The organism is Rhizobium ruizarguesonis (assembly GCF_017357285.1).
Taxonomy (GTDB): domain Bacteria; phylum Pseudomonadota; class Alphaproteobacteria; order Rhizobiales; family Rhizobiaceae; genus Rhizobium; species Rhizobium ruizarguesonis.
Window position 1 is genome coordinate 3,634,614 of the sequence record NZ_CP071678.1, and the last position, 24,728, is coordinate 3,659,341.

Below are 24,728 nucleotides of genomic sequence, written 5' to 3' on the forward strand. Positions count from 1 at the left end.
CGCGTGGCATCTATCGGACAGATCGTCAATCCGACACCCGGCAGCGATGCCCTTTCCCGCGCCAGGCAGCGGGCCGCCCTGGTGCCAGACTGCCTGGTGGAAGCCAAGCGCATCGCCAATACGGTGATCGCCGGCTGGCATGGCCGCCGCAAGCGCGGCATCGGCGAGAATTTCTGGCAGTTCCGACCCTATGCCGAGGGCGAGAGCCTGTCGCGCATCGATTGGCGCCGCTCCGCCCGAGACGACCATACCTACGTGCGCGAGCGCGAATGGGAGGCGGCGCACACGATCTGGCTCTGGTGCGACATGTCGCCCTCGATGATGTACAAGTCGAGCTATGGCAACGTCTCCAAGGAAAGCCGCGCGCTGGTCATCATGCTGGCGCTTGCCGAAATCCTCGCCCGCTCCGGCGAGCGCATCGGGTGCCCCGGCATCATGGAACCCGCCTCCGCCCGCAACGCCGCTGAACGCCTCGCAGCCGCACTCATGCACACGCCGCTAACCGGCGGCCTGCCGGAAACGGCGATGATCCGCGGCTGGAGCGATCTCGTCCTTATCGGCGATTTCCTCGACGATGCGCCGGCAATCATGGAACGGCTCGGCCCGCTTGCCCGCCGCGGCCTGCGCGGCCATGTGGTCGAGATCGCGGATCCCGCCGAAGAGATATTCCCCTATAGCGGCCGCACAGAATTCACCGATCCGGAGAGCGGCGCCAAGCTCGTCTCCGGCCGCGCCGAACACATCCGCGAGGCCTATCGCAACGCCTACCTCGCCCGCAGGGACAGCCTCGGCCAGTCGCTGCGCCATCTCGGCTGGACCTTCGCCACCCATCGCACCGATCATCTTGCTTCCGAGGCGTTGGTCGCAGTGCACATGTATCTGTCCGGCATGCCGGCCAAGGCGACGCATGGAGGGCAGCTATGAACGCCCTTCCCTTCGCTTTCGCCTACCCCGCCATTCTCGGCGCGCTCGTCGCCTTGCCGGTCATCTGGTGGCTGCTGCGGCTGACGCCACCACGTCCGAAGACCGAAGTCTTCCCGCCGCTGAAGATCCTCGCCTCCGTGCTGAAGCGCGAGGAGACGCCGGCGAAAAGCCCGTGGTGGCTGACGCTGCTGCGCATGGTGCTCGCCGCCACCATCATCCTTGCAATCGCCGATCCGGTTTTCAATCCGCGCACCAGTTCGCTCGCATCAGGTGGCCCACTCGTCCTCTTCGTCGACAATAGCTGGGCGGCGGCACCCGACTGGGAGCGCCGCATCCAGACTGCCGACGCGTTGATAGACGACGCCGAATCCGCCGGCACGCCCGTGTCGATCGCCTTCACCGCCGATCCGACCAACGATGCTGTGCCCGGCACCGCCGCTGCCGCCCGCGACAAGCTGCGCGCCGCCGAGCCGCGACCGCTGGTACCCGACCGCGAACGCGCCTTCCAGGCGCTGCGCACGGCCCTGAACGGCATCAAGCCCGGCACTCTCGCCTTCCTGACTGACGGCGCCGCCGCCAAGGCCGACGACGCAACGGTGCGCAGGCTCGCCGAACTCCAGCCCGCCGATCTCCGCCTGATCGAGGGCGATGCTGCGCGGACAGTGGCGATCACCGCGGCCAACAATGCGGCAGACGCCATGACCGTCAAAGTCACGCGGCTCAACACCTCGCATGCCGCATCCGTGGCGTTGAACGCCGTCGATACCCAGGGCCGCTCGATCGCCAACGGCAGGGTGGACTTCCGCCCCGGCCAGAGTGTCGCAACGAGTTCGATCACCGCACCCTTTGAGATGCGCAACGATTTCGCGCGCGTCAGCGTCGACAATGGCGCCACGGCAGGCGCGGTCCACCTTCTCGACGACGCATTCAAGCGGCGCCGCGTCGTCTTGCTATCGGGTGAAGGAGGCGATGAGTTCCAACCGCTGCTCTCGCCGCTCTATTATATCCAGCGGGCACTGCAGCCCTATGCGGATTTGATCCAACCCGCCGATTCCGATCTTTCGGTCGCGATACCAAAACTTCTCGCCAACAATCCCTCCATCATCATCATGGCCGATATCGGCCGACTGCCGGAGGAGACTTACGAGCCTCTGACGCGCTGGATATCGAATGGCGGCATGCTCTTGCGTTTTGCCGGCCCGCGCATGGCGGCCGCACCCGCCGACGATCCGCTGATCCCTGTCATCCTGCGTCAGGGAGAACGGGCACTGGGCGGTACATTGTCCTGGAGCGAGCCGCAGTCGCTTGCGGAATTTCCAAGTTTCGGGCCTTTCGCCCGCATAGCGCGTCCCGCCGATGTCGTCGTCAAGCGGCAGGTGCTTGCCGAACCGACACCCGATCTTGCCGAGCGCACCTGGGCGAGCCTGGCTGACGGCACGCCGCTCGTCACGATGAAGCAGATCGCATCCGGCCAGATCGTCCTGTTTCACGTCACCGCGGAAGCAACCTGGTCCGATCTGCCGATCTCGGGCACTTTCGTCGACATGCTGCGTCACCTCCTGCAGATATCGCGCTCGGGCGGCGTGACATCGGAGGCGCGCGGCAATGCGCGTGTTTCCGAAACCCTGCCGCCATTCCGTATGCTGACGTCCAAGGGCACGCTCGTCTCCGAGACGGGTTCGGCGCGGCCGCTTATTCCACAGGCCGGAGCTGAACCGACGGCGAATTTCGACAACCCGCCCGGGCTCTACGGTTCGGAGGACGGTTTCACCTCCCTGAACGTGCTGCCCGAGAACGCCGAACTGAAGCCGCTCGACACAACAGGGACCAATGCCGTGCGCGAAGGCCTGATCGGCGGCGAAAGCTGGTCGGCAAAACCGGCACTCTTTCTCGCGGCCTTTCTGCTGCTCCTGGCCGATAGCCTGATCGTCCTTTTCATGAATGGCGCGTTCTCGCGATTGCGCCCGGCCGTCCGCACCGCAGCGATGATCGCGATCGCCGTCGGCGCCGGCTTTCTCGTGCAACCCGGCACGCTTCACGCCGACGACTCCCAGCCCGGCGACGACCTCATCTTGCAGAGGCTTGATAATACACACCTCGCCTATGTCGTTACCGGCGAACAGGAGGTGGACAATATATCCGAGCGGGGTCTCGAGGGACTCACCCAGTTCCTGACCTTTCGCACGACGCTGGAGCCGGCACCGCCCGTGGGCATCGACCTCACCAAAGACGAGCTCTCCTTCTATCCGATCATCTACTGGCCGGTTTCGGCAACGGCGCCGATGCCGTCGACGGCGGCGATCAGCCGTATCGACGCCTACATGCGCAATGGCGGCACCGTGCTTTTCGATACGCGCGATCAGATCAGCGCATTGGACAATGGCGGCAATGTCAGCGCCAACGGTGAGAGGCTGCAGGCAATCCTCGCCAATCTCGACATTCCGCCGCTCGAACCGGTACCATCAGACCATGTGCTGACGAAATCCTTCTATCTCCTGTCGAGTTTTCCCGGTCGTTATACTGGCAGCCCCCTCTGGATCGAGTCCCGGCAGGGTGGTCAGGGGCCTAGCGAAAAATCGGCGGCGACGGCCGACGGCGTCTCGCCGATCCTGATCACCGGCAATGATTTCGCCGGCGCCTGGGCGATCGACGACAACGGCGTACCGATACTGCCGACCGTGCCGTCGGATGAAACGCAGCGCGAATATGCCTACCGTTCCGGCGTCAACATCATGATGTATATGCTGACCGGCAACTACAAGACCGACCAGGTCCATGTTCCCGACCTCCTCGAACGGTTAGGACAATGAGATGACGTTCGACTTTTCGCCCTTCCTGCCTTGGTCGGTTCTGGCTGCACTTGCCGTCGTCAGCGCCGTTATCGCCGCCTTCGCGATCTGGCGCGGCATTCGCGGTGCCTGGATCAGAACGCTGGCAGCACTCGCCATGCTGGCCGCCCTTGCCAATCCTGTGCTGCTGCAGGAAGACAGGGATCAGTTGTCGACGATCGTCCCCGTTCTTGTCGATCGAAGCCAGAGCCAGCAGACGCCCGATCGCGTCAAGATGACCGACGATGCGCTTGCGGCCCTGAAAGGACAGCTCGCCCGCTTCCCCCAGATAGAGCCCCGCTTCGTCGATGTCGAAGGCGACGTCAATTCCGATGTGCCGTCAACGCGCCTGTTCGACGCGCTGTCGGCCAACATCGCCGATGTCCCGCCCGCCCGCATCGGCGGTGCGATCATGTTGACTGACGGTGAAGTCCATGATGTTCCAGCCGCCAATCAGGCGCTCGGTTTCGACGCGCCGATCCATGGCCTCGTAACCGGCAAGGCCAACGAATTCGATCGCCGCATCGAAGTCATCAAGGGGCCGCGCTTCGGCATCGTCAATGAAGAGCAGCAGGTGATCTTGCGCGTGTTCGACGACGGCCCGAGCCCCGGCGGCACGGCCGATGTCACGGTGAAGCTGAATGGTGACGAGATCGCCACCCTGCAGGCGACACCCGGGCAGGATACGCCCTTCTCCTTCAAGGTGCCGGGTGGCGGCAGCAATGTGCTCGAATTCTCGGTCGCAGCACTTCCTGGCGAAGTCACCACCGCCAACAACCGTGCCGTCCACGTCATCGACGGCATCCGCCAGAATCTCCGCGTCCTGCTCGTTTCCGGCGAGCCGCATGCCGGTGAACGCGCCTGGCGCAACCTGCTGAAATCCGATGCGTCGGTCGATCTCGTCCACTTCACCATCCTGCGTCCGCCGGAAAAACAGGACGGCACGCCGATCAACGAGCTGTCGCTGATCGCCTTCCCAACGCGTGAGCTCTTCGTCGACAAGATCAAGGATTTCGACCTGATCATCTTTGATCGCTACCAGCATCGCGGCGTGCTGCCGCTGCTCTATTACGATTACATCGCGCAATATGTCGACAATGGCGGCGCGCTGCTGATCGCCGCCGGTCCCGAGCACGCTGGCCCCGATTCCATTGCACTGACGCCACTTTCCTCGGTCCTGCCGGCAACGCCCACCGGAGAGATGATCGAAAGGGCCTTTTATCCCCGCCTCTCCGAGGAAGGCCGCAAACATCCCGTCACGCGCGGCCTTGACGGGTCGGGCGAGGACCCGCCGCATTGGGGCCGCTGGTTCCGCAGCGTCGATGTCGACCGGCCGCAGGGCGAGACGATCATGCTCGGCGCCGACAATCACCCGCTGCTGGTGCTGAACCGCGCCGGCCAGGGCCGCGTCGCCATGCTGCTTTCCGATCAGGGCTGGCTCTGGGCGCGCGGCTTCGAAGGCGGCGGTCCGAACGTTTCGCTCTATCGCCGTATCGCCCATTGGCTGATGAAGGAGCCGGCGCTCGAGGAAGAAGCGCTGACGGCGCGCGCTTCTGGCCGGACCCTTGAGGTCACGCGCCAGACGATCGGCGACAATCCCGGCAACGCCACCGTGCGTTATCCCTCCGGCAAGACCGAAACCCTGCCGCTCACCCAGTCCGAACCCGGGCTTTACAAGGCCGAGAAGCGGATGGACGAAATCGGCCTCTTCGAAATCCGCAACGGCAAGCTGTCGACGCTTGTCCATATCGGCGCCGTCGATGCGCCGGAATTCAAAGCGATGATCTCGACGACCGATGTGCTGCAGCCGGTCGCCGACAGAAGCAAGGGTCTCGTCGCCCGCGTCTCCAATACAAATGGCGCGATCTCCGTGCCACCGATCCTGCCAGTGCGCGGTCAGGTGCGCGTCTCTGACAACGATCGCATGATGATCCGCATGACCAGCGAGACCGTCTTGAAGGGCATCAACACGTTGCCCCTCTTTGCCGGTTTCGCCGGCGTCGGCATCCTGTTGCTCGCCTTCGGCGCCATGTGGTGGCGCGAAGGGCGGTAATCTCATGCCGGAATTCGAGCTCACCGCCTCGCCCTCGCCGGAGGAACTCGCGGCAATCACCGATGCGCTCTCGGCCTTCAACAACAGCGATGTCGGCCCCTCGGATCGCCGACCGCTCGCGGTCCTTATCCGCGATACCGACGGCAAGGTGACGGGCGGTCTTTCCGGCTTTACTGCCTGGGGCTGGCTCTTCACCCAGATGCTCTACATTCCCGATACACTGCGCGGCACCGGTATATCAGGCACTATCCTGACAAAGGCGGAAGAAGAGGCGAGAGCCCGGGGATGCCGCGGCGCTTGGATCGACACGTTCAGCCCGCAGGCTCTGCGCGTCTATCTGCGTCAGGGTTATGAGGTCTTCGGGGAGCTTGAGGATTTCCCGGAAGGCCGCACGCGCAGCTTCCTGCGGAAAAGCCTCTAGAGCATTTCCGTTTTTCTTCGAATCACGGAAGTGCTCTATCTCTTTGTTTTCATGCAATTCCGGACGCAAAACCGCTGTGCACTTTTGCTGGAATTGCTCTAGCGCATCGTGCTTTCCGAAAATCGGAATCGATTTTCGGAAGCACGATGCGGGGATTGAAAGAGTTAGAGCGTCCTTTGTGCGTCCGAAAGGACTCACGGCGCTCTAAATCATTCGCGCCAGGCGATCGTGCCTTTCAGCCGCTCGTGCACGCCCTCGGCGATCGGAACGACGAGCACACGACGGGGATCGACCGGGCCTGGAAAAGAAAGCGCGTTGTAGGCGACCTTCTCGAAGCCGAGCGGTCCGTAATAGGGCGGGTCGCCGACGAGGATGACAGCTTCCGATCCCTTGCGTCTTGCCGCCTCCACTGCGATCCGCACCAGTTCCCGGCCGATGCCCTTGTTCTTGTGAGAGGGACGGACGGCGAGCGGGCCGAGCAGATGGCCCTTCACCGTGCCGGCCACCACCGGCGTCATGCGCACCGAGGCGATCGTCTCGCCGTTATCGGTGCAGATGAAGGAGAGCGACAGATCATGCGGCCCCTGCTCACGGATGCGCGCTGCCGCGCGCGTGAAGCGGCCCGGACCGAAGGCTTCTTCGTTGATGTGTTCGATGGCGGCGTCATGAGACGCGTCTTCAGTGAGGTAGACGAGATCGTGCTTGTACATGATGACAGAAACCGGATGGACAGATTGATGGGTCTCGAACACGCCTTGGGCGTTCGGGAGCATCAGCGTCGTCGCGGGTTTCTGGAAATGAACATCAGGCAGGGGTCCGAAAATCGTGAAACGCCGATAGCAGGAAAAATTTCCGCCGTCCAACGCAAAATGCGCGACGTGACGCACTGTTCAATCTTTGTCGCCTGTAAAGCTCTGCCATCTGCGATATCTTCCGTTCAACACGCAATCAAGGGAATGAAGACCATGGGAATGCTGGTGGATGGCGTCTGGCACGACGTCTGGTACGACACAAAGGAGAGCAAGGGCCATTTCAAGCGGCAGCCCTCGCAGTTTCGCAACTGGGTGACATCGGACGGTGAGGCCGGCCCTTCGGGCAGCGGCGGCTTCAAGGCCGAGGCCGGGCGTTACCATCTCTATGTCTCGCTCGCCTGCCCCTGGGCGCACCGCACGTTGATTTTCCGCAAGCTGAAGAAGCTGGAAGAGCTGATTTCGGTCTCGGTCGTTGATCCGCTAATGGTCGAGAGCGGCTGGGAGTTCAAGGTCGGCGACGGTGCCACCGGCGACCACCTCTTCGGCGCGTCCGCGCTTTGGCAGATCTACGTCAAGGCCGATCCGCACTATTCCGGCCGCGTCACCGTTCCCGTGCTCTGGGACAAGAAGACCGGCACGATCGTCAGCAACGAATCCGCCGAGATCATCCGCATGTTTAACAGTGCCTTCGACGGGCTGACCGGCTCGACGGCCGATTACTATCCCGAGGACCTTCGCTCCGACATCGATGCGCTGAACGCCACCGTCTACGACACTGTCAACAACGGCGTCTACAAGGCCGGCTTTGCCACCACCCAGCAAGCCTATGAAGAAAACGTCGGCAATCTGTTCGAAACGCTCGACATGCTCGATGAATGCCTCGGCAAGGGCCGCTACCTCTTCGGTAGCAGGCAGACCGAGGCCGACTGGCGCCTGTTCACCACGTTGGTGCGCTTCGACGCCGTCTATGTCGGCCATTTCAAGTGCAACATTCGCCGCATCGGCGACTACCCCAACCTGCCCGACTATCTCAGTGATCTCTACCAGACGACGGGCGTTTCGGAGACGGTGAACCTGAAGCACATCAAGGAACACTATTATCGCAGCCACAAGACGATCAATCCGACAGGCATCGTTCCCGTCGGCCCAGCACTCGATTTCGACAGTCCGCACGATCGTGCCAGGCTTGCCGCCGCCTGAGAATTACCAGCGGTGGGCGGGCTCCTGCTCACCGCGAAGCTCGGCAAGACGGCGGTGCGTCGCCTTGGTCGTGCCCTCGGGCAGGCTGTCGAGGGAAAAGAAGCCGCTGTCGGATATCTCCCAGTCCGGCGGCCGCGGCGCCGTCTGCTCGACGATTGCCCGGTAGAAGACGACATGGTCGCGCCTTGTGGTGGTGGTATTGAAATAGACCTGGATCAGCTGCGGCTTGCCGATGATCCTGAGGTTGCCCTCCTCGCGCAATTCCTTGGCAAGCGCTTCCTCGACCGTCTCGTTGCGCTCCAGCCCGCCGCCCGGCATATGCCAGCCGCCGACATAGCTGTGGCGCACGAGAAAGATGCGTCCGTCTGCATCGAAACAAGCGGCCCGCACGCCCACGGTCATGCTGCGGACGAAACTGAAATAGACATGCAGCAGGCGCAATGCCAGCCTCATGTGCAGGGGCCGGTTCTCTTTATCCACTATCACTCCGTTTCAGCTCTTCATCGCGCCCGATGTGTTTGATTTGTCAATAAGCTGGTCTATGTCTCGTAACATGTTCAAGCTCGCGCATATCTCCGACGTCCACCTCGGGCCGCTGCCCAGTCTTTCCATTCAAGAGCTGTTTTCAAAACGCATAACAGGCTTTGTGAACTGGCATCGAAATCGACGCAAGCACCTTTTCGGCAGCACGTTGGATCTGCTGCTCGACGACATCCGCGCCCACCAGGCCGATCACCTGGCCGTCACCGGCGACCTCGTCAATCTGGCGAGCGGCATTGAGATTCGCGCCGCCGCTGCATGGCTGCGCGCGTTCGGCGATCCCGCGAACACGTCAGTCGTTCCCGGCAATCATGACGCCTATGTACCAGGCGCATATGAGAAGTCGATGCGCGCGTGGTACGATTACGTCCGCGGCGATCTGGCTCCGCCGCAATGGCAGGACGACCGCCATATCTTCCCCTATCTGCGTGTTCGCGGCAAAGTCGCGATTGTCGGTTGTTCGACGGCGGTCGCCACTCCTCCCTTCGCCGCCTCCGGCTTTTTCGGCGCGCGACAGGCCCGCGATACTGTCAACATGTTGCGCGCGGCTGGCGAAGCCGGGCTCTTCCGCGTTGTCATGATCCATCATCCACCGATCCGCGGCGCCACGGCCTTCTACAAACGGATGATCGGCATCCGCCGCTTCGCCGCCGTGATTTCGACGGGTGGCGCCGAACTCGTGCTGCACGGCCATACGCACCTGAACACGCTGCATTGGCTGCGCGGCCAGGTGCAGCCGGTGCCGGTCGTCGGCATTGCCTCAGCCTCGCAGGGACCGGGCAGCGTCAAGCCGCCCGCCGCCTACAACCTCTTCTCCATCGACGGCTCTCCCGGCGCCTGGGAGCTCAGCGGCGAGCGCTTCAGCCTCAACAGGGCCGGCGACGCGGTGATGCCGGAAAGCGCCGATATTTTCGCGCCTTAGCGTCACCTCTGAACGCTTTTTATGCAGCACTTGAATCGATCTGCGAGGACATCGGGCCACCGTCGCAACATTTGCCATGGAGGTTGCTTACCCTCTTGGTATTTTTAGTGGTAAGCGTACAATCCGAGCAACTGCATTGCCTGAGAACGGAGCGCGCCGATGACTTCTTCTTTCCGTTACCTGTCCAGACTTTCGCTCGCCGCCGGCTTTGCCTTCGGCATCGCCACGACCGCTTTCGCGGCCGGCGACAGCAACGATGACACCAATCCGCCGCCGAAGACCCAGACGACCAAGACCTGCACCGGCGGCAAGGTCTGGGACAAAGCCAAGAAGGAATGTGTCAACCCGAAGAAGAGCAGCTTCAACGACGACGATCTCTATCAGTTCGCCCGCGAGTTTGCCTATGCCGGGCAGTATGACAACGCCATCACGGTGCTCAATCTCGCTCGCAACCAGAACGACCCGCGCGTCCTGAACTATCTCGGCTACGCCAACCGCAAGGCAGGCCGCATGGAGCTCGGCATGTCCTACTACCGCAAGGCACTGCAGGCGGATGAGAATTATATCCTCGCCCGCTCCTATATGGGCATGGCGCTGGTGGAACAGGGAGACATCCAGGGCGCCCGCGTCCAGCTTGTCGAAATCCGTGATCGCGGCGGCGAAGGCACCTGGGCCTATCGCTCCCTGCTGCAAAGCTTGAACGGCTACAAGACATATTGACGCAAGCTTTGCGGGCCACAATACGAAAATCCCTTGGGAAAGAGGGATGAAGACGATCGGATGCTTGCGAAGTGCAGGAGACTTGTTTCATAAAGCACATGCATCGACGGCGTCGATAAAGTCGGTTTCGCGCCCGACGGCGAACCCTTCGTCCGCGAAACCATTGTGAATGCTTCTTGGATAGACAATGCGTCAGCCCGCAACGACCATCGATCTCCGGCGTGATCTCGTCGGCCTCCTGCCCCGCCTTCGCCGCTTCGCGATCACGCTCGCGGGTGAGGTTGCCGTGGCCGATGAACTCGTTCAGGCCGTCTGTCAGCGCGCCATTGCCAAAGGTCATCAATGGAGCGGCGAAGGCCGGCTCGAAAGCTGGATCTACACGCTTGCCCGCCAGCAATGGGCCGACGACAACCGCAAGCGCAAGCCGAAGGCTTCCGTCCGCGGCAACGTCACCGATATTCGCGAGGCCGCCTCGGCTGCGGTCGATCCCGACACCATCCATCACATGATTTCCGATATGCCGGATGGCGTTTCCAGCATGTTCCTGCTCGTCGACGTCGAAGGCCACAGCTACCAGCAGGCGGCCGACATCATGGGCATTCCGGTGGCAAACGTCGTCTCTCAGCTCGCCACCGCGAGGCTGCATTTCGCCGGGCTTGCCGGCACTCACCCGATCCACAGGTACTGAATTTGCTCGATTTTAGGAAATTGCCGCTCGAAGCACAGCTCACCGCCCTTCTCGACGGCGAAGTCTCGCCCGAACAGCGGCACGAACTGGAACAGCGTCTGGCAAGTGACGAGAATGCGCGCCGGCTGCATGAGAAGCTGCGTCACGGCGCCGATTTTGGCCGCCGCCGCCTCGACGATATCCTGAAGGAGCCGGTGCCGCTCGCCCTCGTCCGCTCCATCAAGAGCACACAGCCGCCGAAAACGCCGATCGCCCAGCGCGCCACGCGTCCGCAGGTGAAACTGGCGCCAAGCGGCCCGCAGGCGCTGGCCGCCGCCCTCATCCTCTTCGTCGTCGGTTGCGGCATCGGCTATTTCGTCGGCGCAGGCCCCGATGCCGACGAGATAGCCACCATGGCCACCACCAATACGGCACCGACCAATACCAACGACTGGCTGGGCGACGTCACCGCCTATCAGCGCCTGCTGATCCGCCAGCCCCGTCATCTCGTCGAAGTGCCCGCCTCGCAGGCCGAGGAAATCTCCAGCTGGCTGACGACCGCGATCGGCGTGCCCTTCCGCGTGCCTGATCTCAGCGCCGAAGCCTGGACCTTCCAGGGCGCGCGCGTCATCCTTGGCGACAGCCGCCCTGTCGGACAGCTCGTCTATTCTAATTCCGACGGCGACATCATCTCCATTTGTTTCCGCAAGGACGCGCAGCCGCCCGAGACCGACGACTTCAAGGAAACGATCAAGGACGAGATCGGCCTCGTGACCTGGCACAATGCCGGCACCTCCTATGTGCTTGCCGGCCCCTCCGCCGAAGCAACCCTCGGACAGCTTGCCATGGAGATCGCCACGGCGATCTGATTGATAGAGCATGACCTCGAGCGGTTTTCGCACCACGTCGTGCTCGCCTTCTTTGATTTAAGGCACCAGCACCACCTTGCCGACCGCCCTCCGCCCTTCGATGGCGCGATGCGCTTCCGCCGCTTGATGCAGTGGGAAACGACCGCCGTCGATAACCGTCAGGGCGCCCGCCGCGGCAAGCTCGAAGAGTTCGGCAAGATCCTCCCGCACACCCTGGGACGTCAGCAGCGGCAACAGCGAAAATCCCTTGATCGACTGATTGTCATCAAGCATGTCCTCAACATCGGCCGCCCCAAGCCCGAACCGCCCCATCGCCGCCAGCACCAGCTCGCCGCAAGGTGCCAGCGCATCGAGCGCCGCCTTTGAAAACGCGCCGCCGACGGTTTCATAGATGATATCCGCACCGAGCCCTCCGGTCAGCCTTTTGACGTCCTCCTGCCAGCCGGGCGCCGTATAATCGACCGCATGATCGGCGCCGAGAGATAGGGCAAGCCCCCTCTTCTCGTCGCTGCTCGCCGCCGCGATCACCAAGCTCGCCCCGTCGCGTCTCGCCAGCTGCACAAGCAGCGATCCGACACCGCCCGCTGCCGCACTGACAAGAACGTTTTTGTTTTTCGCCGGACTGCGGCGCAGGAGATGCAGCGCCGACAGCCCCTGCACCATCAGCGCGGCCGCCGCCGCGAAGGAAAGCGCATCGGGCAGCAGCACCACCGCCCCGCCATCGACCGCGACGAATTCGGCATAACCGCCCGAACCGCGCCCGATCGCAAAGAGAGGAACGCCAACCCGCCTGCCAAGGAGCGACGGGTCGGCACCAGTCCCTGCTCGCTCGATTGTACCCGCGACCTCGACACCGGGAAACATCGGCAGGTCAGGCGTCACGGCATAGCGGTCGGCCCGCATCAACACCTCGAAGAAGTTGACACCCGCTGCATGGACGCGGACGAGAACCTCGCCCGGCCCAGGTTCGGGGACCGGCAGTTCCACGGGCTCAAGGACATCGGGCGGACCGAAGCGAGTGAACTGAACGGCTTTCATGGCAGATGAACCTCACGTCTGATTGGCGTGGGGCAGGTTTAGCAATAGGATATCCGGCAAAAATACACACTCTTTCGTGCCCTACCCACCAGGAGGTGACCATGGCCGAGCCGATGAAAAGACTCCCCGAGCTGCCGGTCGAGCGCGCGCTGAAGGTGATTTCAGGACGCTGGAAGCCGGTCATCCTTTACTACGTCTTCTCCGGTCCGAAGCGTCTGTCGGAGTTGAAGCGGATGATGCCCGCCATCACCCAGAAGGTGCTGATCCAGCAGCTGCGCGAGATGGAGGAGCACGGGCTGGTCGCCCGCCAGATCTTCGCCGAAGTCCCTGCTCGCGTCGAATACAACGCGACCGAACTCGGCCTCGCGCTCGAACCGGTGCTGCTGGCGCTCTGCCAATGGGGCCAACGCCACGCCGAAGCGCGAAACGAAGCCGACAAAGTCGCCGACTGCATCGTCAGGCCGCGCCGCGCTACAGCACCGCGCCTCTTTTCAGACGCGAACAAGGCGCTGTAACACTTTGAATTACTGCACAATTTTATCCTCCATCGATTCCGATTTAAGGAATTGTGCAGTGGTGCGGTCGCGGCCTGAGTCCTTTTAAGATCAGGCCTTGCCGGCCTTCACGTCGAGCACACGGTTGGCGGCCGAGACGATCGCTTCCAGCGATGCCGCGACGATGTTGGTATTGATGCCGGCGCCGAAGAGTTTGCCGCCGGGATAGGAGGTCTCGACATAGGAGATCGCCGCCGCGTTCGAGCCATGCTGGAGCGAATGCTCGGAATAGTCCTCGACCGACATCTCGATGCCGAGATAATGCGACAGCGCGTTGATGAAGCCGTCGATCGGGCCGTTGCCGCGCCCTTCGATGCGCTTGATCTCCCCATTGTCGGTGATCTCGGCTGCGACGATCCGCTGGCCCTTGTGCTCAGTGTCAGGATAGGTGTGATGGTCGACGAAGCGCAGGCGGCCTTCCGGCTGCGTCACGTAGCGCTCGATGAAGCGGTCGTAGATGCGCCGGGACGGAAGCTCCTTGCCCTCTACGTCGGTGATGCGCTGGATCTCTTCGCGGAATTCCACCTGCAGGTTGCGCGGCAGGTTCAGCCCGTAATCCTGCTGCAGGATATAGGCGATGCCGCCCTTGCCGGACTGAGAATTGATGCGGATGATCGCCTCGTAGGAACGACCGACATCGCGCGGATCGATCGGCAGGTACGGGACTTCCCACACGGGATGATTGGCGACCTGTGCTGCCTTCATACCCTTGTTGATCGCATCCTGATGCGAGCCGGAGAAGGCCGTATAGACCAGTTCGCCGACATAGGGATGACGCTCGCCGATCACCATCTGGTTCGAATATTCGAACACTTCCTTGATGCGTTCGATATTCGAGCAGTCGATCTCGGGATCGACGCCTTGCGTGAACATGTTCAGCGCCATCGTCACCATGTCGACATTGCCGGTGCGCTCGCCATTGCCGAACAGCGTGCCTTCGACGCGGTCGGCACCTGCCAGCAATGCCAGTTCGGCAGCGGCAATGCCGGTGCCGCGATCGTTATGCGGATGCAGGGAAACGATCAGGTTCTCGCGATTGTCGAGGTTGCGGCACATCCATTCGATCTGGTCGGCATAGACGTTCGGCGTCGCCATCTCGACGGTGGACGGCAGGTTGATGATCAGCTTGTTATCCGGCGTCGGCTTGACGACCTCGATGACGGCGTTGCAGATTTCCAGCGCCACATCGAGTTCGGTGCCGGTAAAGCTCTCTGGGGAATATTCGAAACGGTAACCGCCGCCGGCCTTCGTGGCCATATCGGTGATCATCTTGGCGGCATCGACGGCGATCTGCTTGATCCCCTGCACATCCTTGGCGAAGACGACGCGGCGCTGCAACTCGCTGGTGGAGTTGTAGAAGTGCACGATCGGCCGGTTTGCGCCTTCCAGTGCTTCGAAAGTGCGGGTGATGAGTTCCGGGCGGCACTGCACCAGCACCTGCAGGGAGACGTCGTCGGGCACATTGCCCTCCTCCACGCACCAGCGGGCAAAGTCGAAATCGGTCTGTGAAGCCGAGGGGAAACCGATCTCGATTTCCTTGAAGCCCATCTCGATCAGCAGCTGGAACATCCGCGCCTTGCGATCGTGGCCCATCGGGTCGACGAGCGCCTGGTTGCCGTCGCGCAGGTCGACCGAGCACCAGACCGGTGCCTTGGTAATGGTCTTCGTCGGCCATGTGCGGTCGGGAATGTTCACCTGCGGGTAGGCCCGGTATTTTACCGCAGCGTCGGGCATGCCTTTTGCGGGGGCCGTCTTGTTTGTGGAGACCATGTTATTCACAGAGGCCATCTTATTCTCTGAGGCCATCTTATTCTCTGAGGATTGCGTCTTCGCGTCCATCGTATCGTCTCCTCGTCCCGGCATTTGCCCGCCTCATAGCCGATCATGTCGGGCTTGGCGATAAACAAATGCGGACCTTGTCGGTCGTTAGGTCAATTTTGAAAGTGAGTCGCGAGGAGCGATGGCCGGGCGGGCTTTCGGCCGCCGGGCGCTCCTCAAAGGACCCGGCAACCGCGCGTAAGGCCGAGGAGAAGAAGCGAGGTCAAGGCGCGCGTATTGTCACGCAGGGCGATACGGCCGCGTGCAATCGTGTCAGAAATTCTGGCGCCAGTGGTCTTCATGCCCGCGCTTATAGCCTCGGACGGTAAAGCTGGCAAGTCCTTGTCCAGCTTTTGGTCGCCGCCAACATTCGACGAACTGCCCACTTATTGCCGGCGGAGCTGCTTGAAAGCGCCAAGATCCGGCATTTGGAGAGCACAACGACCTTCCGTTACCTCGACTGAGCTCGGTCTTTCCAAATCTTCACCAGCCGCGACAGCGCCAGCATCAGCCCACCCGCGATCAGACCCCAGAAGGCACCGGAAATACCCCCGAAGGAAACGCCGGAGGCGGTGACGAGGAAGGTGATCGCCGCCGCCTCGCGCGAGTCCGGCGCCTGGAAGGCCGACATCGCCGAGGACGAGAAGGCGCCGACCAGCGCCAGCCCCGCCACCGCCTCGATCAAGATGGAAGGCGCCAGCGCGACGAAGGCCGTCACAGCGCCGGCAAGCAGCCCGAGAATGATATAACCGACGCCGGCGATCAGGGACGCCCAATAGCGCCGCTTCGGATCGGCATGGGCGTCCTGTCCGGCGCACATTGCCGCGGTGATGGCCGCCAGATTGACCGCGTGGCCGCCGAACGGCGCCGACAGCAGCGAGAAGAAGCCGGTGACGGCAAAGAGCGGACCGGGCTTCGGGTCGTAGTGGTTGACCTTCAGCACCGCGATACCCGGAATGTTCTGCGAAGCCATGGTGACGATGAAGAGCGGCAGCGCGATCGAGACGAGCCCGGCGAGATTGAACACCGGTCGGACAAACTCCGCCGTCGGCACCAGCGACTGCTCGAGCGAGCTGAGCGCACCGTCGGGGATATCAACGCCGAAGGCGAGCACCAGCACGAAGGCCGCGAGTGCTGCCGGCACTGCCCAGAGCCGCTTGAAGGCGCCGACGACAATCCAGGCGACGACGATCGGCAGGCCGAACAGCGGATTGAAGCCGATCGCCTTCACCGGTGCGAAACACAGGCCGATCAGCACGCCGGCAAGCATCGCATTGGCGAGTGGCGCCGGAATGGCGGCAACCGCTCGCCCGAGCGGCTTGAACAGTCCAGCAGCGATAATCAGCGCAGCACAGATCAGGAATGCTCCGACCGCCGCATTGAAGCCACCTTCGATCGCCCCGGTGCTTGCCAGCAGTGCGGCGCCCGGTGTCGACCAGGCGATGCTGACCGGCAATCGGGTCACGGCACTCAGCACGATCGCACAGATGCCCATGGAAATCGACAATGCCATCAGCCCGGAAGCCGCCTGTACATCCGTGGCGCCGACCGCCTGCAGCCCGTGCAGCACAACGGCGAAGGAGCTGGCGGAACCGACGAAAGCGGTCAGCAGCCCCATAAACAGGGCCTGGACGGAAAACTCTTTGAACATGGCAGGACTCGTCGCTGCGGGATGGCGCATGGAGCATGACCGCTGCGGCACGCGCAAGTCCAGATTTACCGCATTCGGTTCGCTGCCTGGCGATAGAAGATCATCTCCGTTCAAACGTCTTCCGGGCGAAGAAAATGTCACAACAAAACGCCTTTGCGCTCGCCCACCGCGCGCATAGAGTGACCCCCATTCCGTCAGATCGGGGGATGGACGAATGGTCGGCGAAGCACGGATGGTTCTCGTTACCGGGGCAACCGGAGGCATTGGAACGGCAGTCTGCCATCAGCTCGCCGGGAGCGGCTATCCGCTGGTTCTGGCCGCGCGCAACGAGGCCAAGCTGAAAACGCTTTCCGATGAATTGACCGGCGACGGTCATGTCTGGTTGCAGCTGGACATGACGAACGATCAGTCGATCCGCCAATTCGGGGAAGAGCTGGCGGCAAGGCGCATCACTCTGGATGGCGTCGTGCTGATGCCACCGCAGGCCCACAGCACCAATGATCCGATGCCGGGCGCAGACGCCTGGCGTGCGCTGTTTCAGAATTGCTTCATCGGACCTCTCGAGGTCCTGAAGGCGGCGATCGACCGGATGAACCCCGATCCGGTCAACGGTCGCCGGGCAAAGATCGTCATCATATCGGGAATATCGTCTGCGCAGGTACTTGGGCGCTACGCTACCTCGAACGTGCTGCGCTGCGCCTGGATCGGCGAGGCAAAGACATTGGCCTTCGCGCTCGGCGCCCGGGGCATCCACGTCAACACGCTTTCGCTCGGAGGCACGCTATCTCCCTGGTATCGAGAGGGGATCGAAAAGCGCGCCGATGCCGTCGGTATCACGTTTGAACAACGCCTTGCCGAGGAAACGGCAAACATCCCTTTGGGAAAATACGGAGAACCGGCAGAGGTTGCCGTCGCTGTCGAAGGGCTCCTCTCGCGCTTCTCCGACCACATGACCGGGCTGAACATCATGCATGATGGCGGGTTCACGCGCTCATACTAGAGCCTTTCCTGGTCGGCAATAAAATGAAACGCCCTCGCCTGCGGTCTGCAGACAAGGGCGTTTCAATGGTTTGGGCTGAGAAAACTTAGATATCGGCCTGCGACGTCACGATCCGTGAAACGAGCCCATAGTCCTTCGCCTCTTCGGCCGAAAGCCAGTAGTCGCGATCCGTATCCTTGTCGATCTTGTCGAGCGGCTGGCCGGTGGCCGCTGCCATGATCCTGTTCAGGCGCTCGTTCATCTTGATGATTTCGCGCGCCTGGATTTCGATGTCGGATGCCATGCCGCGCGTGCCGCCGGAGGGCTGATGCAGCAGGAAGCGCGTGTTCGGCAGGCACAGGCGCCGCTCCTTCGGAGTGGCGACATAGATCAGCGCGCCGGCGGAGGCGACCCAACCGGTGCCGATCATCCAGACCTTCGGCTTGATGAACTTGATCATGTCATGGATGGAATCGCCGGATTCGACGTGGCCGCCGGGCGAATTGACATAGATGCGAATGTCCTCGTCGCTGGCCGCGGCAAGCGCCACGAGCTGCGAGCAGACCTTCTGCGCCAATTCCTGATTGATCGGTCCGTAGATGAAGATCGAACGCGACTTGAAAAGATTCGCCTCCGTTTCCTTGCCGAGCGGCAGTTCCTTCGTCTTGTCGTCCTGGTCTTCGTCGTTCATTCGAACCTCTTGGAGATGAATTCGGGTTCCTCGCACATAGTGCGACTCAATGCCTAAAACAATGCGGGAAAAACACAAGGCACCGAAGCGATAGAGATATCCTTAAGAAGCCGCGCGCCGTTCTGCAAGCCTTACCGAATTGTAACGGCGAAAGGCTTTGAAAAGCCCAAATCGGTTCCTACCTCAGCCTCACGCGGCAAACGCCGCATCAGATGATTAGGAGGCAGGACAATGTCACCCGAAGAACGCCAATTGCTGACCGCCCTCTTCGACCGCGTACGCACCGCCGCGGCCACACCGCGCGACCGCGACGCCGAAGCCCTGATCGACCAGGCGACGCGCGAACAGCCCTCCGCCACCTATTATCTCGCCCAGGCCGTCATCGTTCAGGAAAAGGGACTGGAGGCGGCCGCCAACCACATCAAGGAACTGGAAGAGCGTCTCCGCCAGCTGGAAGCCGGCGAGAGCGAACACCGCCAGGCCGAACAGGGCGGCGGTTTCCTGAGCTCGATTTTCGGCAATACCCAGACGCAGCAGCCGGCCCCAGTTCCCTCGAATCCTGGCCCCTCCAATCCCGGTCCCTGGGGCCAGCAGTCCCGCGGCTATGACGATTCCCGCGGCTACGACCGCGATGTCCGCCAGCCGCCCCAACAGCCGACCGGCCCCTGGACCCAGCAGGTCTCTGCGCCGTCTGCGGGCGGCAGCTTCCTGCACGGCGCGCTCGGCACGGCGGCGGGTGTCGCTGGCGGCATGCTGCTTGCCAACTCGCTGAGCGGCATCTTCGGCAACCACATGTCCTCGCTCGGCTGGGGCTCGCCCTTCGGCGCCAATCCCTTCGGCAATGCCAGCGCGCCGACCGAGGAAACCGTCATCAACAATTACTACGGCAATGACGACACCCGCCAGGCCGCTGATACCGCGTCAGACGACAAGGATAACGACAATATCCAGCAGGCCGATTACGACGACAGCGACGATTACACCGACGACTCGTCCGGCGACGACACGACGGATGTGTGAGATCTAGCGGCCGGAGACGGGCAGCGATTGCCGCGCCGTTGCCCGGCCCTTCGCTCTAAGCTCAGGGCGTTCACCGCTGCAATCGATTCACTGGATCGATTGCTCGGGCTGCGCCCGACCGCGGCTCACCCACGGCCGCGATAGGTGGCAACGCCCTGCTCCGGCAGCCACACGCCTTCCGGCGGCGTGCCCGTCTGCCAGAAGACATCGATCGGAATGCCGCCGCGCGGATACCAGTAGGCACCGATCCTCAGCCACCTCGGATCGAGCAGCTCGACGATGCGCTTGGCGATGTAGACGGAGCAATCCTCGTGGAAAGCGCCGTGATTGCGGAAGGAATGCAGGAAGAGCTTCAGCGACTTCGATTCCACCAGCCATTCGCCCGGAATGTAGTCGATGACGATATGGGCGAAATCCGGCTGCCCGGTCATCGGGCAGAGCGAGGTGAATTCCGGCGCGGTGAAGCGCACGACGTAATCGGTGCCGGCATGGTTGGACGGCACTTTTTCAAGCACCGCCTCCTCCGGCGATTGCGCGGTTTCAGTTTGCTGACCCAGCATCGACAGGTTGGAAACATCGGTACTCGGCATTATGCCTCCTTGACGACTTTGACTCGGATGCCGTGAGCCTTTTCGCCCTCCGGCTCCACGTGAATTGCGATGGTGGCGCCCTCGTGCACCGCCCTGATGGCATCCTCAAGGCGGTCGCATATATCATGCGCCTGCCGCACCGACATCGCGCCGGGCACCACCATGTGGAAATCGATGAAGGTGACGGTACCCGCCCGCCTCGTTTTCAGGTCATGCACGCCGATCGAGCCGGCCGCGTGGGTGGCGATCGCCTGCTTGATCGCCTCCTCCTCGTGCGGCTCGACCGCCTGGTCCATCAGCCCGCCGATCGATTGCGAGATCACCCTCCAGCCCTGATAGAGGATGTTGACGGCAACGAGAATGGCAAGCACCGGGTCGAAGATCGCATAACCCGTTGCCAGCGCCAGCAGCAGGCCGACGAGCACGCCGACGGAGGTCACGACGTCGGACATGATGTGATGCCCATCCGCCGTCAGTGCTGCCGAGCGATGTCTGCGTCCGGTTCTGATCAGCAACCGCGCCCATATCGCATTGATGACACCGGCTGCGAAGTTGATCGCAAGGCCAAGCACGGGCGCATCCAGCATGCGCGGCTCGGCGAGATAACCAACCGCCTCGTTGACGATCAGCAGGGCGGCCACGACGATCAGCACGCCTTCGGTGACGGCAGACAGATATTCTGCCTTATGATGGCCGAAGGGATGGTCGTGATCGGCCGGCTTCTGCGCATAGCGAATGACGAAGAAGGCGATGAAGGCGGCAACGACATTGACCGATGATTCGAGCCCGTCCGACAGCAGCGCCACTGACCCGGTGACCCACCACGCCACCATCTTCAGACCCATGACGCCGAGCGACAGTGGAATCCCCCACATCGCCAGCTTCCGAACCGTAAGATCGCCGTTGTCACTCATTTCGTCCCCCTGCGGTTGCGAATGAATTGCAGCTTTCAAGCCGTTGAAACGCAAAACCGCCCACGCGAATGTCGCGCAGGCGGTTCATTTCAGGGTGATATGGGCGATGACGGAGGATTTGTCAAAGGGGAATGACACGCCGTTCACAGGCGTTGCCGGCCTTACAGCGCCGCGCATCCTTTCGGACGCGCAAAAGGCGCTGTAACACTTTGAATTACTGCATAATTTCATCCTCATATCGATTCCGATTCAAGGAATTACGCAGTAGCCGGAAGGCAACCCTCGACGAGCGATCCCCGTTGCTCGGCACTGCGCCGGCTCAAGGAGCCGGGTCGGAAAGGACAGGCTGCGGCCAGCGTAGGAGAGCAGCCTGCCCTGCAGACGTCAGGGCGTAAACACCCTTTTCTATCCGCTCGAACCATCCGTAGACGTTGTCGCGCAGGATCGGGCCGGCATTGGGCACAAGCATCTTCATATCTCGCGGCCGCTTGAGCCCCCCATCGAGTGCAGACGCGCAGAGCAACGCCTGCTGGCGATAGGCGGTCATGATCGGCGCCCGCGAGCCGCCACCAACGGCGGGATCACCACGGCGGCGCTGATGCTCCTTGACGAGGCGCGACCGCCGCTTCGGATTGGTGCGCGGCATAGGCGAGACGGAACTAACGATGACGCTGACCTCGCCGCCATCGGAGACGCCAAGCATGCCGATACCAAGTCGCCGGCAGAGGTTGCGGTATCGTTTGTCGGCCTCCCGCCCTCGGCCTTTGGCGGAAACGCGGGCCGCAACCCAGACTTCATCACTCATCGCCGCGCGGTCAACCGCCTGGAGAAGCAGTTCAAGGTTGAAGGAGAGTTTCAGTTCGCAGACCACCACGACCGGCGGCTCGGCATCGCTCAAGCCGACGAGATCGCATCCGCCGACCTCGCCCTTCACGACATAACCCGCCGCCTCCAGGAAAGCTTTGACCGGCAGGTAGAGCGACGTCTCCATGTAAAAACGGCGCCTCAGGCGGCGTTGAGATCGGCAATCTCGCCATATCGTGCAAGCAATCGCGGCGACGACATGTCGCCGGTTTCTTCATCGACGATCACGGCATAGGCCGCCACGCCGACGAAACGCTCAGCCATCGCCGAAGCGATCTTTTCCGCACTGACGGAGTTCGATGCCTGGCGCATTTCGCCGGGCACGAGATTGCCGCGGTTCTTGCGGTAAGGGAGAACGATGAACTTTTCAGCATTGGCCACGGCGATAGGTTCCGATTGATCGTTCCTGAAATGTTCTGATTTGCCGGAAGAAGTCAAGTCGCGGCCCGACGGCCTGATGCCTGGCCCTTCCCACATCAGGAAGGGCCAGGCGAAATTGGCGTCACGCAGCCTTCGTCTTCACCCTGCGCGCCAGATGCGCCACGACATTTTCGATCATCCGCATCCCGGCATCGCCACCGAGCGTCATGATCGACTCCGGATGGAACTGCACCGCAGCGATCGGTTCCTTGGCGTGTTCGATACCCATGATCGTGCCGTCGTCGCTTTCCGCCGTGATGATGAATTCGCGCGGCAGCGTCGAGGGATCGGCGAAGATCGAGTGGTAGCGGCCGACCGTCACCTCCTTGGCAAGGCCGGAGAAGACGATGCCAGGCTCCAGCACGCGGATGCGCGAGGGCTTGCCGTGCATCGGCAGCGCCAGATGGCGCAGTTCCCCGCCATAGGCTTCGGCGAGCGCTTGCAGACCGAGGCAGACGCCGAAGATCGGCAGGTTGCGCGCCCGCGCCTTCTTGATCGTCGCCTTGCAGTCGAAATCCTTGGGCGTTCCAGGTCCGGGCGACAGCACGACGAGGTCCGGGTTCAGCTTGTCGAAGATTTCCTCCGGCACTGGTGTGCGCACGGTCGAAACCGTCGCCCCCGTCTGGCGGAAATAATTGGCGAGCGTGTGGACGAAGCTGTCTTCATGATCGACGAGCAGGATGCTGACGCCCTTGCCGACGCTCGCGACGTCGCGCTGGATCCTGCCGGAATTACCCGTCTTGGCGTCTCGGATGGCGGAAAGCATGGCGGAGGCCTTCAGTTCTGTTTCGGCTTCTTCTTCCTCAGGAATGGAATCGTTGAGCAGCGTCGCACCAGCACGCACCTCGGCGATACCATCCTTGATGCGCACGGTACGCAGCGTCAGGCCGGTGTTCATGTCGCCGTTGAAGCCGACCATGCCGATCGCCCCGCCGTACCAGGCGCGAGGGCTTTTTTCATGGCTCTCGATGAAGCGCATAGCCCAGAGCTTCGGGGCGCCGGTGACAGTGACGGCCCAGGCGTGGCTGAGGAAACCGTCGAAGGCGTCCATGTCGTCGCGCAGCCGCCCTTCGATATGGTCGACCGTGTGGATGAGGCGCGAATACATCTCGATCTGCCGGCGGCCGATGACCTTGACCGAACCCGGCTCGCAGACACGGCTTTTATCGTTGCGGTCGACATCAGAGCACATGGTAAGCTCGGACTCGTCCTTCTTGGAATTCAGGAGCTTCAGGATCTGCTCGCTGTCGGCGATCGGATCGTCGCCGCGCTTGATCGTACCCGAAATCGGGCAGGTTTCGATGCGACGGCCGGAAACGCGCACGAACATTTCGGGTGAGGCGCCGACCAGATATTCCTGGTGGCCGAGATTGATGAAAAAGGAATAGGGCGACGGATTGATCGCCTTCAGCCGCTTGGAAATGTCGGACGGCTTGCTGTCGCAGCGCTCCATGAATTTCTGCCCGGGCACGACTTCGAAGAGGTCGCCCTTGCGGAAACTTTCCTTCGCCTTGGTGACGAGCTCGGCATATTCGCCCGGCCGGTGATCGCTCTTCGGCGGAATGGCATCCGTGTGTTTGAAGGGCTCCGCCGCGATATCTTGGGCCTTGCCCTCGGTCGACACGCCGCCTTTTTCGAAGTCGTAACGGTCGACCCAGGCCTTGGCGGCGTAGTTGTCGACGACGAGGATCTCGTCCGGCAGGTAGAGCACCATGTCGCGCTGGTCGGAGGGCCGCGTCAGCTTCAGATCGATCGCATCGAACTGGAAGGCGATGTCGTATCCGAAGGCGCCGTAGAGCCCGAGGCTCGCATCCGCCTGCGAGTAGAACAGGTCGGTGACGGCGCGCAGCACGGTGAAGACCGTCGGCATCTTCGAGCGCTCTTCCTCGGTAAACACCCGGTCCGGCGACTTGACGGTGAGGTCGAGGCGACGGGCGGAGGACACGCCGAGCACGATTTCGGACACCGTCTTCAGCCGCTCGGTCACGAAGCCGAGGATCACTTCGCCGCGTTCATTATAGGCTTCGATCCAGACGTCACGCCCGAAGGAGGAGATGCCGAGCGGCGGATCGACGACGGCGGTATCCCAACGCGTGTAGCGGCCCGGATATTCGTAGTTCGACGAGAACACCGCACCGCGGCGCTCGTCGAGCTTGTCGACATAGGAAGAGACCGCATCGCCGTAGGGGATCGCCCGCCGCTGCCGCGTGACGGATATGCCGCCCTTGGTCTCGTAGATTTCCGCACCATCATCCCGCAGGATCGTTACCATTGTTCCACTCCGTTATCGGGG

General features: G+C 62.3%; 23 protein-coding genes. 12 read left to right on the plus strand and 11 right to left on the minus strand.

Translation table 11 applies throughout. From position 1 onward, the window contains the following. The first annotated feature begins 3 nt into the window (after nt 1-3). The 4 genes from J3P73_RS18050 to J3P73_RS18065 are packed head-to-tail and all read left to right on the plus strand — an operon-like array spanning nt 4 to nt 6,226. Nucleotides 4-924, plus strand: a complete 921-nt coding sequence (locus J3P73_RS18050; RefSeq protein ID WP_018073941.1) for a DUF58 domain-containing protein — start codon at nt 4-6, stop codon at nt 922-924. Beyond that, nucleotides 921-3,734 carry a DUF4159 domain-containing protein gene (locus J3P73_RS18055; RefSeq protein WP_018073940.1) on the plus strand — a complete coding sequence of 938 codons (2,814 nt, stop codon included), beginning with the start codon at nt 921-923 and terminating at the stop codon, nt 3,732-3,734. The genes J3P73_RS18050 and J3P73_RS18055 overlap by 4 nt, the downstream gene beginning before the upstream one ends. 1 nt (nt 3,735) lies before the next feature. Beyond that, entirely contained in the window at nt 3,736-5,805 is a 2,070-nt protein-coding gene (locus J3P73_RS18060; RefSeq protein WP_130692381.1) for a hypothetical protein, read from the plus strand. Nucleotides 5,806-5,809: 4 nt separating this feature from the next. After that, nucleotides 5,810-6,226 carry a GNAT family N-acetyltransferase gene (locus J3P73_RS18065; RefSeq protein WP_018073938.1) on the plus strand — a complete coding sequence of 139 codons (417 nt, stop codon included), beginning with the start codon at nt 5,810-5,812 and terminating at the stop codon, nt 6,224-6,226. Between the two features lie 209 nt (nt 6,227-6,435). On the opposite strand, the gene J3P73_RS18070 is transcribed toward J3P73_RS18065, so the two are convergent. Then, entirely contained in the window at nt 6,436-6,999 is a 564-nt protein-coding gene (locus J3P73_RS18070) for a GNAT family N-acetyltransferase (protein ID WP_080634419.1), read from the minus strand. 192 nt (nt 7,000-7,191) lie between these two features. On the opposite strand from J3P73_RS18070, the gene J3P73_RS18075 reads away from it, so the two are divergent. Continuing rightward, entirely contained in the window at nt 7,192-8,178 is a 987-nt protein-coding gene (locus tag J3P73_RS18075; RefSeq protein WP_130693094.1) for a glutathione S-transferase family protein, read from the plus strand. Between the two features lie 3 nt (nt 8,179-8,181). Here the strand turns inward: J3P73_RS18075 and J3P73_RS18080 are convergent, their stop codons facing one another. Further along, entirely contained in the window at nt 8,182-8,658 is a 477-nt protein-coding gene (locus J3P73_RS18080) for an NUDIX domain-containing protein (RefSeq protein ID WP_018073935.1), read from the minus strand. A gap of 73 nt (nt 8,659-8,731) precedes the next feature. Here J3P73_RS18080 and J3P73_RS18085 point away from each other — a divergent pair, with 73 nt between their 5' ends. The 4 genes from J3P73_RS18085 to J3P73_RS18100 all read left to right on the plus strand — a co-directional run bounded on the left by J3P73_RS18085 (nt 8,732) and on the right by J3P73_RS18100 (nt 11,896). Continuing rightward, complete coding sequence (locus J3P73_RS18085) at nt 8,732-9,640, plus strand: metallophosphoesterase family protein (RefSeq protein WP_029767235.1); 909 nt, start codon at nt 8,732-8,734, stop codon at nt 9,638-9,640. A gap of 159 nt (nt 9,641-9,799) precedes the next feature. Next, complete coding sequence (locus J3P73_RS18090) at nt 9,800-10,360, plus strand: tetratricopeptide repeat protein (RefSeq protein WP_018073933.1); 561 nt, start codon at nt 9,800-9,802, stop codon at nt 10,358-10,360. Between the two features lie 187 nt (nt 10,361-10,547). Next, nucleotides 10,548-11,048, plus strand: a complete 501-nt coding sequence (locus J3P73_RS18095) for an RNA polymerase sigma factor (protein WP_024319512.1) — start codon at nt 10,548-10,550, stop codon at nt 11,046-11,048. Nucleotides 11,049-11,050: 2 nt separating this feature from the next. Next, nucleotides 11,051-11,896 carry an anti-sigma factor family protein gene (locus J3P73_RS18100; RefSeq protein ID WP_018073931.1) on the plus strand — a complete coding sequence of 282 codons (846 nt, stop codon included), beginning with the start codon at nt 11,051-11,053 and terminating at the stop codon, nt 11,894-11,896. Between the two features lie 57 nt (nt 11,897-11,953). Here J3P73_RS18100 and J3P73_RS18105 read toward each other — a convergent pair whose 3' ends face one another. Beyond that, a complete protein-coding gene (locus J3P73_RS18105; protein ID WP_130692383.1) occupies nt 11,954-12,934 on the minus strand; it encodes a quinone oxidoreductase family protein in 981 nt (326 codons plus the stop codon). Nucleotides 12,935-12,939: 5 nt separating this feature from the next. Between J3P73_RS18105 and J3P73_RS18110 the strand changes: the two genes are divergently transcribed. After that, nucleotides 12,940-13,449, plus strand: coding sequence for a winged helix-turn-helix transcriptional regulator (locus J3P73_RS18110; RefSeq protein ID WP_197726839.1), 510 nt, complete (start codon nt 12,940-12,942; stop codon nt 13,447-13,449). A gap of 90 nt (nt 13,450-13,539) precedes the next feature. On the opposite strand, the gene leuA is transcribed toward J3P73_RS18110, so the two are convergent. Together leuA and J3P73_RS18120 are read right to left on the minus strand one after the other, a co-directional pair. Further along, the gene (gene leuA / locus J3P73_RS18115; RefSeq protein WP_197726840.1) at nt 13,540-15,327 is read right to left on the minus strand and encodes a 2-isopropylmalate synthase; all 1,788 of its coding nucleotides are present in this window, start codon (nt 15,325-15,327) and stop codon (nt 13,540-13,542) included. 430 nt (nt 15,328-15,757) lie between these two features. Continuing rightward, the gene (locus J3P73_RS18120; protein WP_130655980.1) at nt 15,758-16,987 is read right to left on the minus strand and encodes a benzoate/H(+) symporter BenE family transporter; all 1,230 of its coding nucleotides are present in this window, start codon (nt 16,985-16,987) and stop codon (nt 15,758-15,760) included. Nucleotides 16,988-17,171: 184 nt separating this feature from the next. Between J3P73_RS18120 and J3P73_RS18125 the strand changes: the two genes are divergently transcribed. Next, nucleotides 17,172-17,957 carry an SDR family oxidoreductase gene (locus J3P73_RS18125; protein WP_018073926.1) on the plus strand — a complete coding sequence of 262 codons (786 nt, stop codon included), beginning with the start codon at nt 17,172-17,174 and terminating at the stop codon, nt 17,955-17,957. A gap of 85 nt (nt 17,958-18,042) precedes the next feature. Here J3P73_RS18125 and J3P73_RS18130 read toward each other — a convergent pair whose 3' ends face one another. After that, nucleotides 18,043-18,627 (minus strand): ATP-dependent Clp protease proteolytic subunit, encoded by a 585-nt coding sequence (locus J3P73_RS18130; protein WP_003541822.1) that lies wholly within the window; start codon nt 18,625-18,627, stop codon nt 18,043-18,045. 231 nt (nt 18,628-18,858) lie between these two features. Between J3P73_RS18130 and J3P73_RS18135 the strand changes: the two genes are divergently transcribed. Further along, the gene (locus J3P73_RS18135) at nt 18,859-19,647 is read left to right on the plus strand and encodes a DUF2076 domain-containing protein (protein WP_130672942.1); all 789 of its coding nucleotides are present in this window, start codon (nt 18,859-18,861) and stop codon (nt 19,645-19,647) included. 125 nt (nt 19,648-19,772) lie between these two features. Here J3P73_RS18135 and queF read toward each other — a convergent pair whose 3' ends face one another. The 5 genes from queF to J3P73_RS18160 all read right to left on the minus strand — a co-directional run bounded on the left by queF (nt 19,773) and on the right by J3P73_RS18160 (nt 24,707). Continuing rightward, complete coding sequence (gene queF / locus J3P73_RS18140; RefSeq protein ID WP_026238726.1) at nt 19,773-20,237, minus strand: preQ(1) synthase; 465 nt, start codon at nt 20,235-20,237, stop codon at nt 19,773-19,775. Further along, on the minus strand, nt 20,237-21,151 hold the full coding sequence (emfA, locus tag J3P73_RS18145) for a CDF family cation efflux transporter EmfA (protein ID WP_130672943.1): 915 nt from the start codon (nt 21,149-21,151) through the stop codon (nt 20,237-20,239). The genes queF and emfA overlap by 1 nt, the downstream gene beginning before the upstream one ends. A gap of 319 nt (nt 21,152-21,470) precedes the next feature. Further along, nucleotides 21,471-22,142: a DUF2161 domain-containing phosphodiesterase gene (locus J3P73_RS18150; RefSeq protein ID WP_018483172.1), complete on the minus strand. Its 672-nt coding sequence runs from the start codon at nt 22,140-22,142 to the stop codon at nt 21,471-21,473. Between the two features lie 14 nt (nt 22,143-22,156). After that, nucleotides 22,157-22,396, minus strand: coding sequence for a hypothetical protein (locus J3P73_RS18155; protein WP_003561395.1), 240 nt, complete (start codon nt 22,394-22,396; stop codon nt 22,157-22,159). 121 nt (nt 22,397-22,517) lie between these two features. Continuing rightward, a complete protein-coding gene (locus J3P73_RS18160) occupies nt 22,518-24,707 on the minus strand; it encodes an anthranilate synthase (protein ID WP_130655982.1) in 2,190 nt (729 codons plus the stop codon). Nucleotides 24,708-24,728 lie beyond the last annotated feature (21 nt).

Excerpts from the sequence above, each read along its gene's own strand:
- J3P73_RS18055 (WP_018073940.1), top strand. The coding sequence starts at position 921 with ATGAACGCCCTTCCCTTCGCTTTCGCCTACCCCGCCATTCTCGGCGCG.
- J3P73_RS18060 (WP_130692381.1), top strand. The coding sequence starts at position 3,736 with ATGACGTTCGACTTTTCGCCCTTCCTGCCTTGGTCGGTTCTGGCTGCA.
- J3P73_RS18065 (WP_018073938.1), top strand. The coding sequence starts at position 5,810 with ATGCCGGAATTCGAGCTCACCGCCTCGCCCTCGCCGGAGGAACTCGCG.
- J3P73_RS18070 (WP_080634419.1), bottom strand. The coding sequence starts at position 6,999 with ATGCTCCCGAACGCCCAAGGCGTGTTCGAGACCCATCAATCTGTCCAT.
- J3P73_RS18075 (WP_130693094.1), top strand. The coding sequence starts at position 7,192 with ATGGGAATGCTGGTGGATGGCGTCTGGCACGACGTCTGGTACGACACA.
- J3P73_RS18085 (WP_029767235.1), top strand. The coding sequence starts at position 8,732 with ATGTTCAAGCTCGCGCATATCTCCGACGTCCACCTCGGGCCGCTGCCC.
- J3P73_RS18090 (WP_018073933.1), top strand. The coding sequence starts at position 9,800 with ATGACTTCTTCTTTCCGTTACCTGTCCAGACTTTCGCTCGCCGCCGGC.
- J3P73_RS18095 (WP_024319512.1), top strand. The coding sequence starts at position 10,548 with ATGCGTCAGCCCGCAACGACCATCGATCTCCGGCGTGATCTCGTCGGC.
- J3P73_RS18105 (WP_130692383.1), bottom strand. The coding sequence starts at position 12,934 with ATGAAAGCCGTTCAGTTCACTCGCTTCGGTCCGCCCGATGTCCTTGAG.
- J3P73_RS18110 (WP_197726839.1), top strand. The coding sequence starts at position 12,940 with ATGAACCTCACGTCTGATTGGCGTGGGGCAGGTTTAGCAATAGGATAT.
- leuA (WP_197726840.1), bottom strand. The coding sequence starts at position 15,327 with ATGGACGCGAAGACGCAATCCTCAGAGAATAAGATGGCCTCAGAGAAT.
- J3P73_RS18120 (WP_130655980.1), bottom strand. The coding sequence starts at position 16,987 with ATGCGCCATCCCGCAGCGACGAGTCCTGCCATGTTCAAAGAGTTTTCC.
- J3P73_RS18125 (WP_018073926.1), top strand. The coding sequence starts at position 17,172 with ATGGTCGGCGAAGCACGGATGGTTCTCGTTACCGGGGCAACCGGAGGC.
- J3P73_RS18130 (WP_003541822.1), bottom strand. The coding sequence starts at position 18,627 with ATGAACGACGAAGACCAGGACGACAAGACGAAGGAACTGCCGCTCGGC.
- J3P73_RS18135 (WP_130672942.1), top strand. The coding sequence starts at position 18,859 with ATGTCACCCGAAGAACGCCAATTGCTGACCGCCCTCTTCGACCGCGTA.
- queF (WP_026238726.1), bottom strand. The coding sequence starts at position 20,237 with ATGCCGAGTACCGATGTTTCCAACCTGTCGATGCTGGGTCAGCAAACT.
- emfA (WP_130672943.1), bottom strand. The coding sequence starts at position 21,151 with ATGAGTGACAACGGCGATCTTACGGTTCGGAAGCTGGCGATGTGGGGG.
- J3P73_RS18150 (WP_018483172.1), bottom strand. The coding sequence starts at position 22,142 with ATGGAGACGTCGCTCTACCTGCCGGTCAAAGCTTTCCTGGAGGCGGCG.
- J3P73_RS18160 (WP_130655982.1), bottom strand. The coding sequence starts at position 24,707 with ATGGTAACGATCCTGCGGGATGATGGTGCGGAAATCTACGAGACCAAG.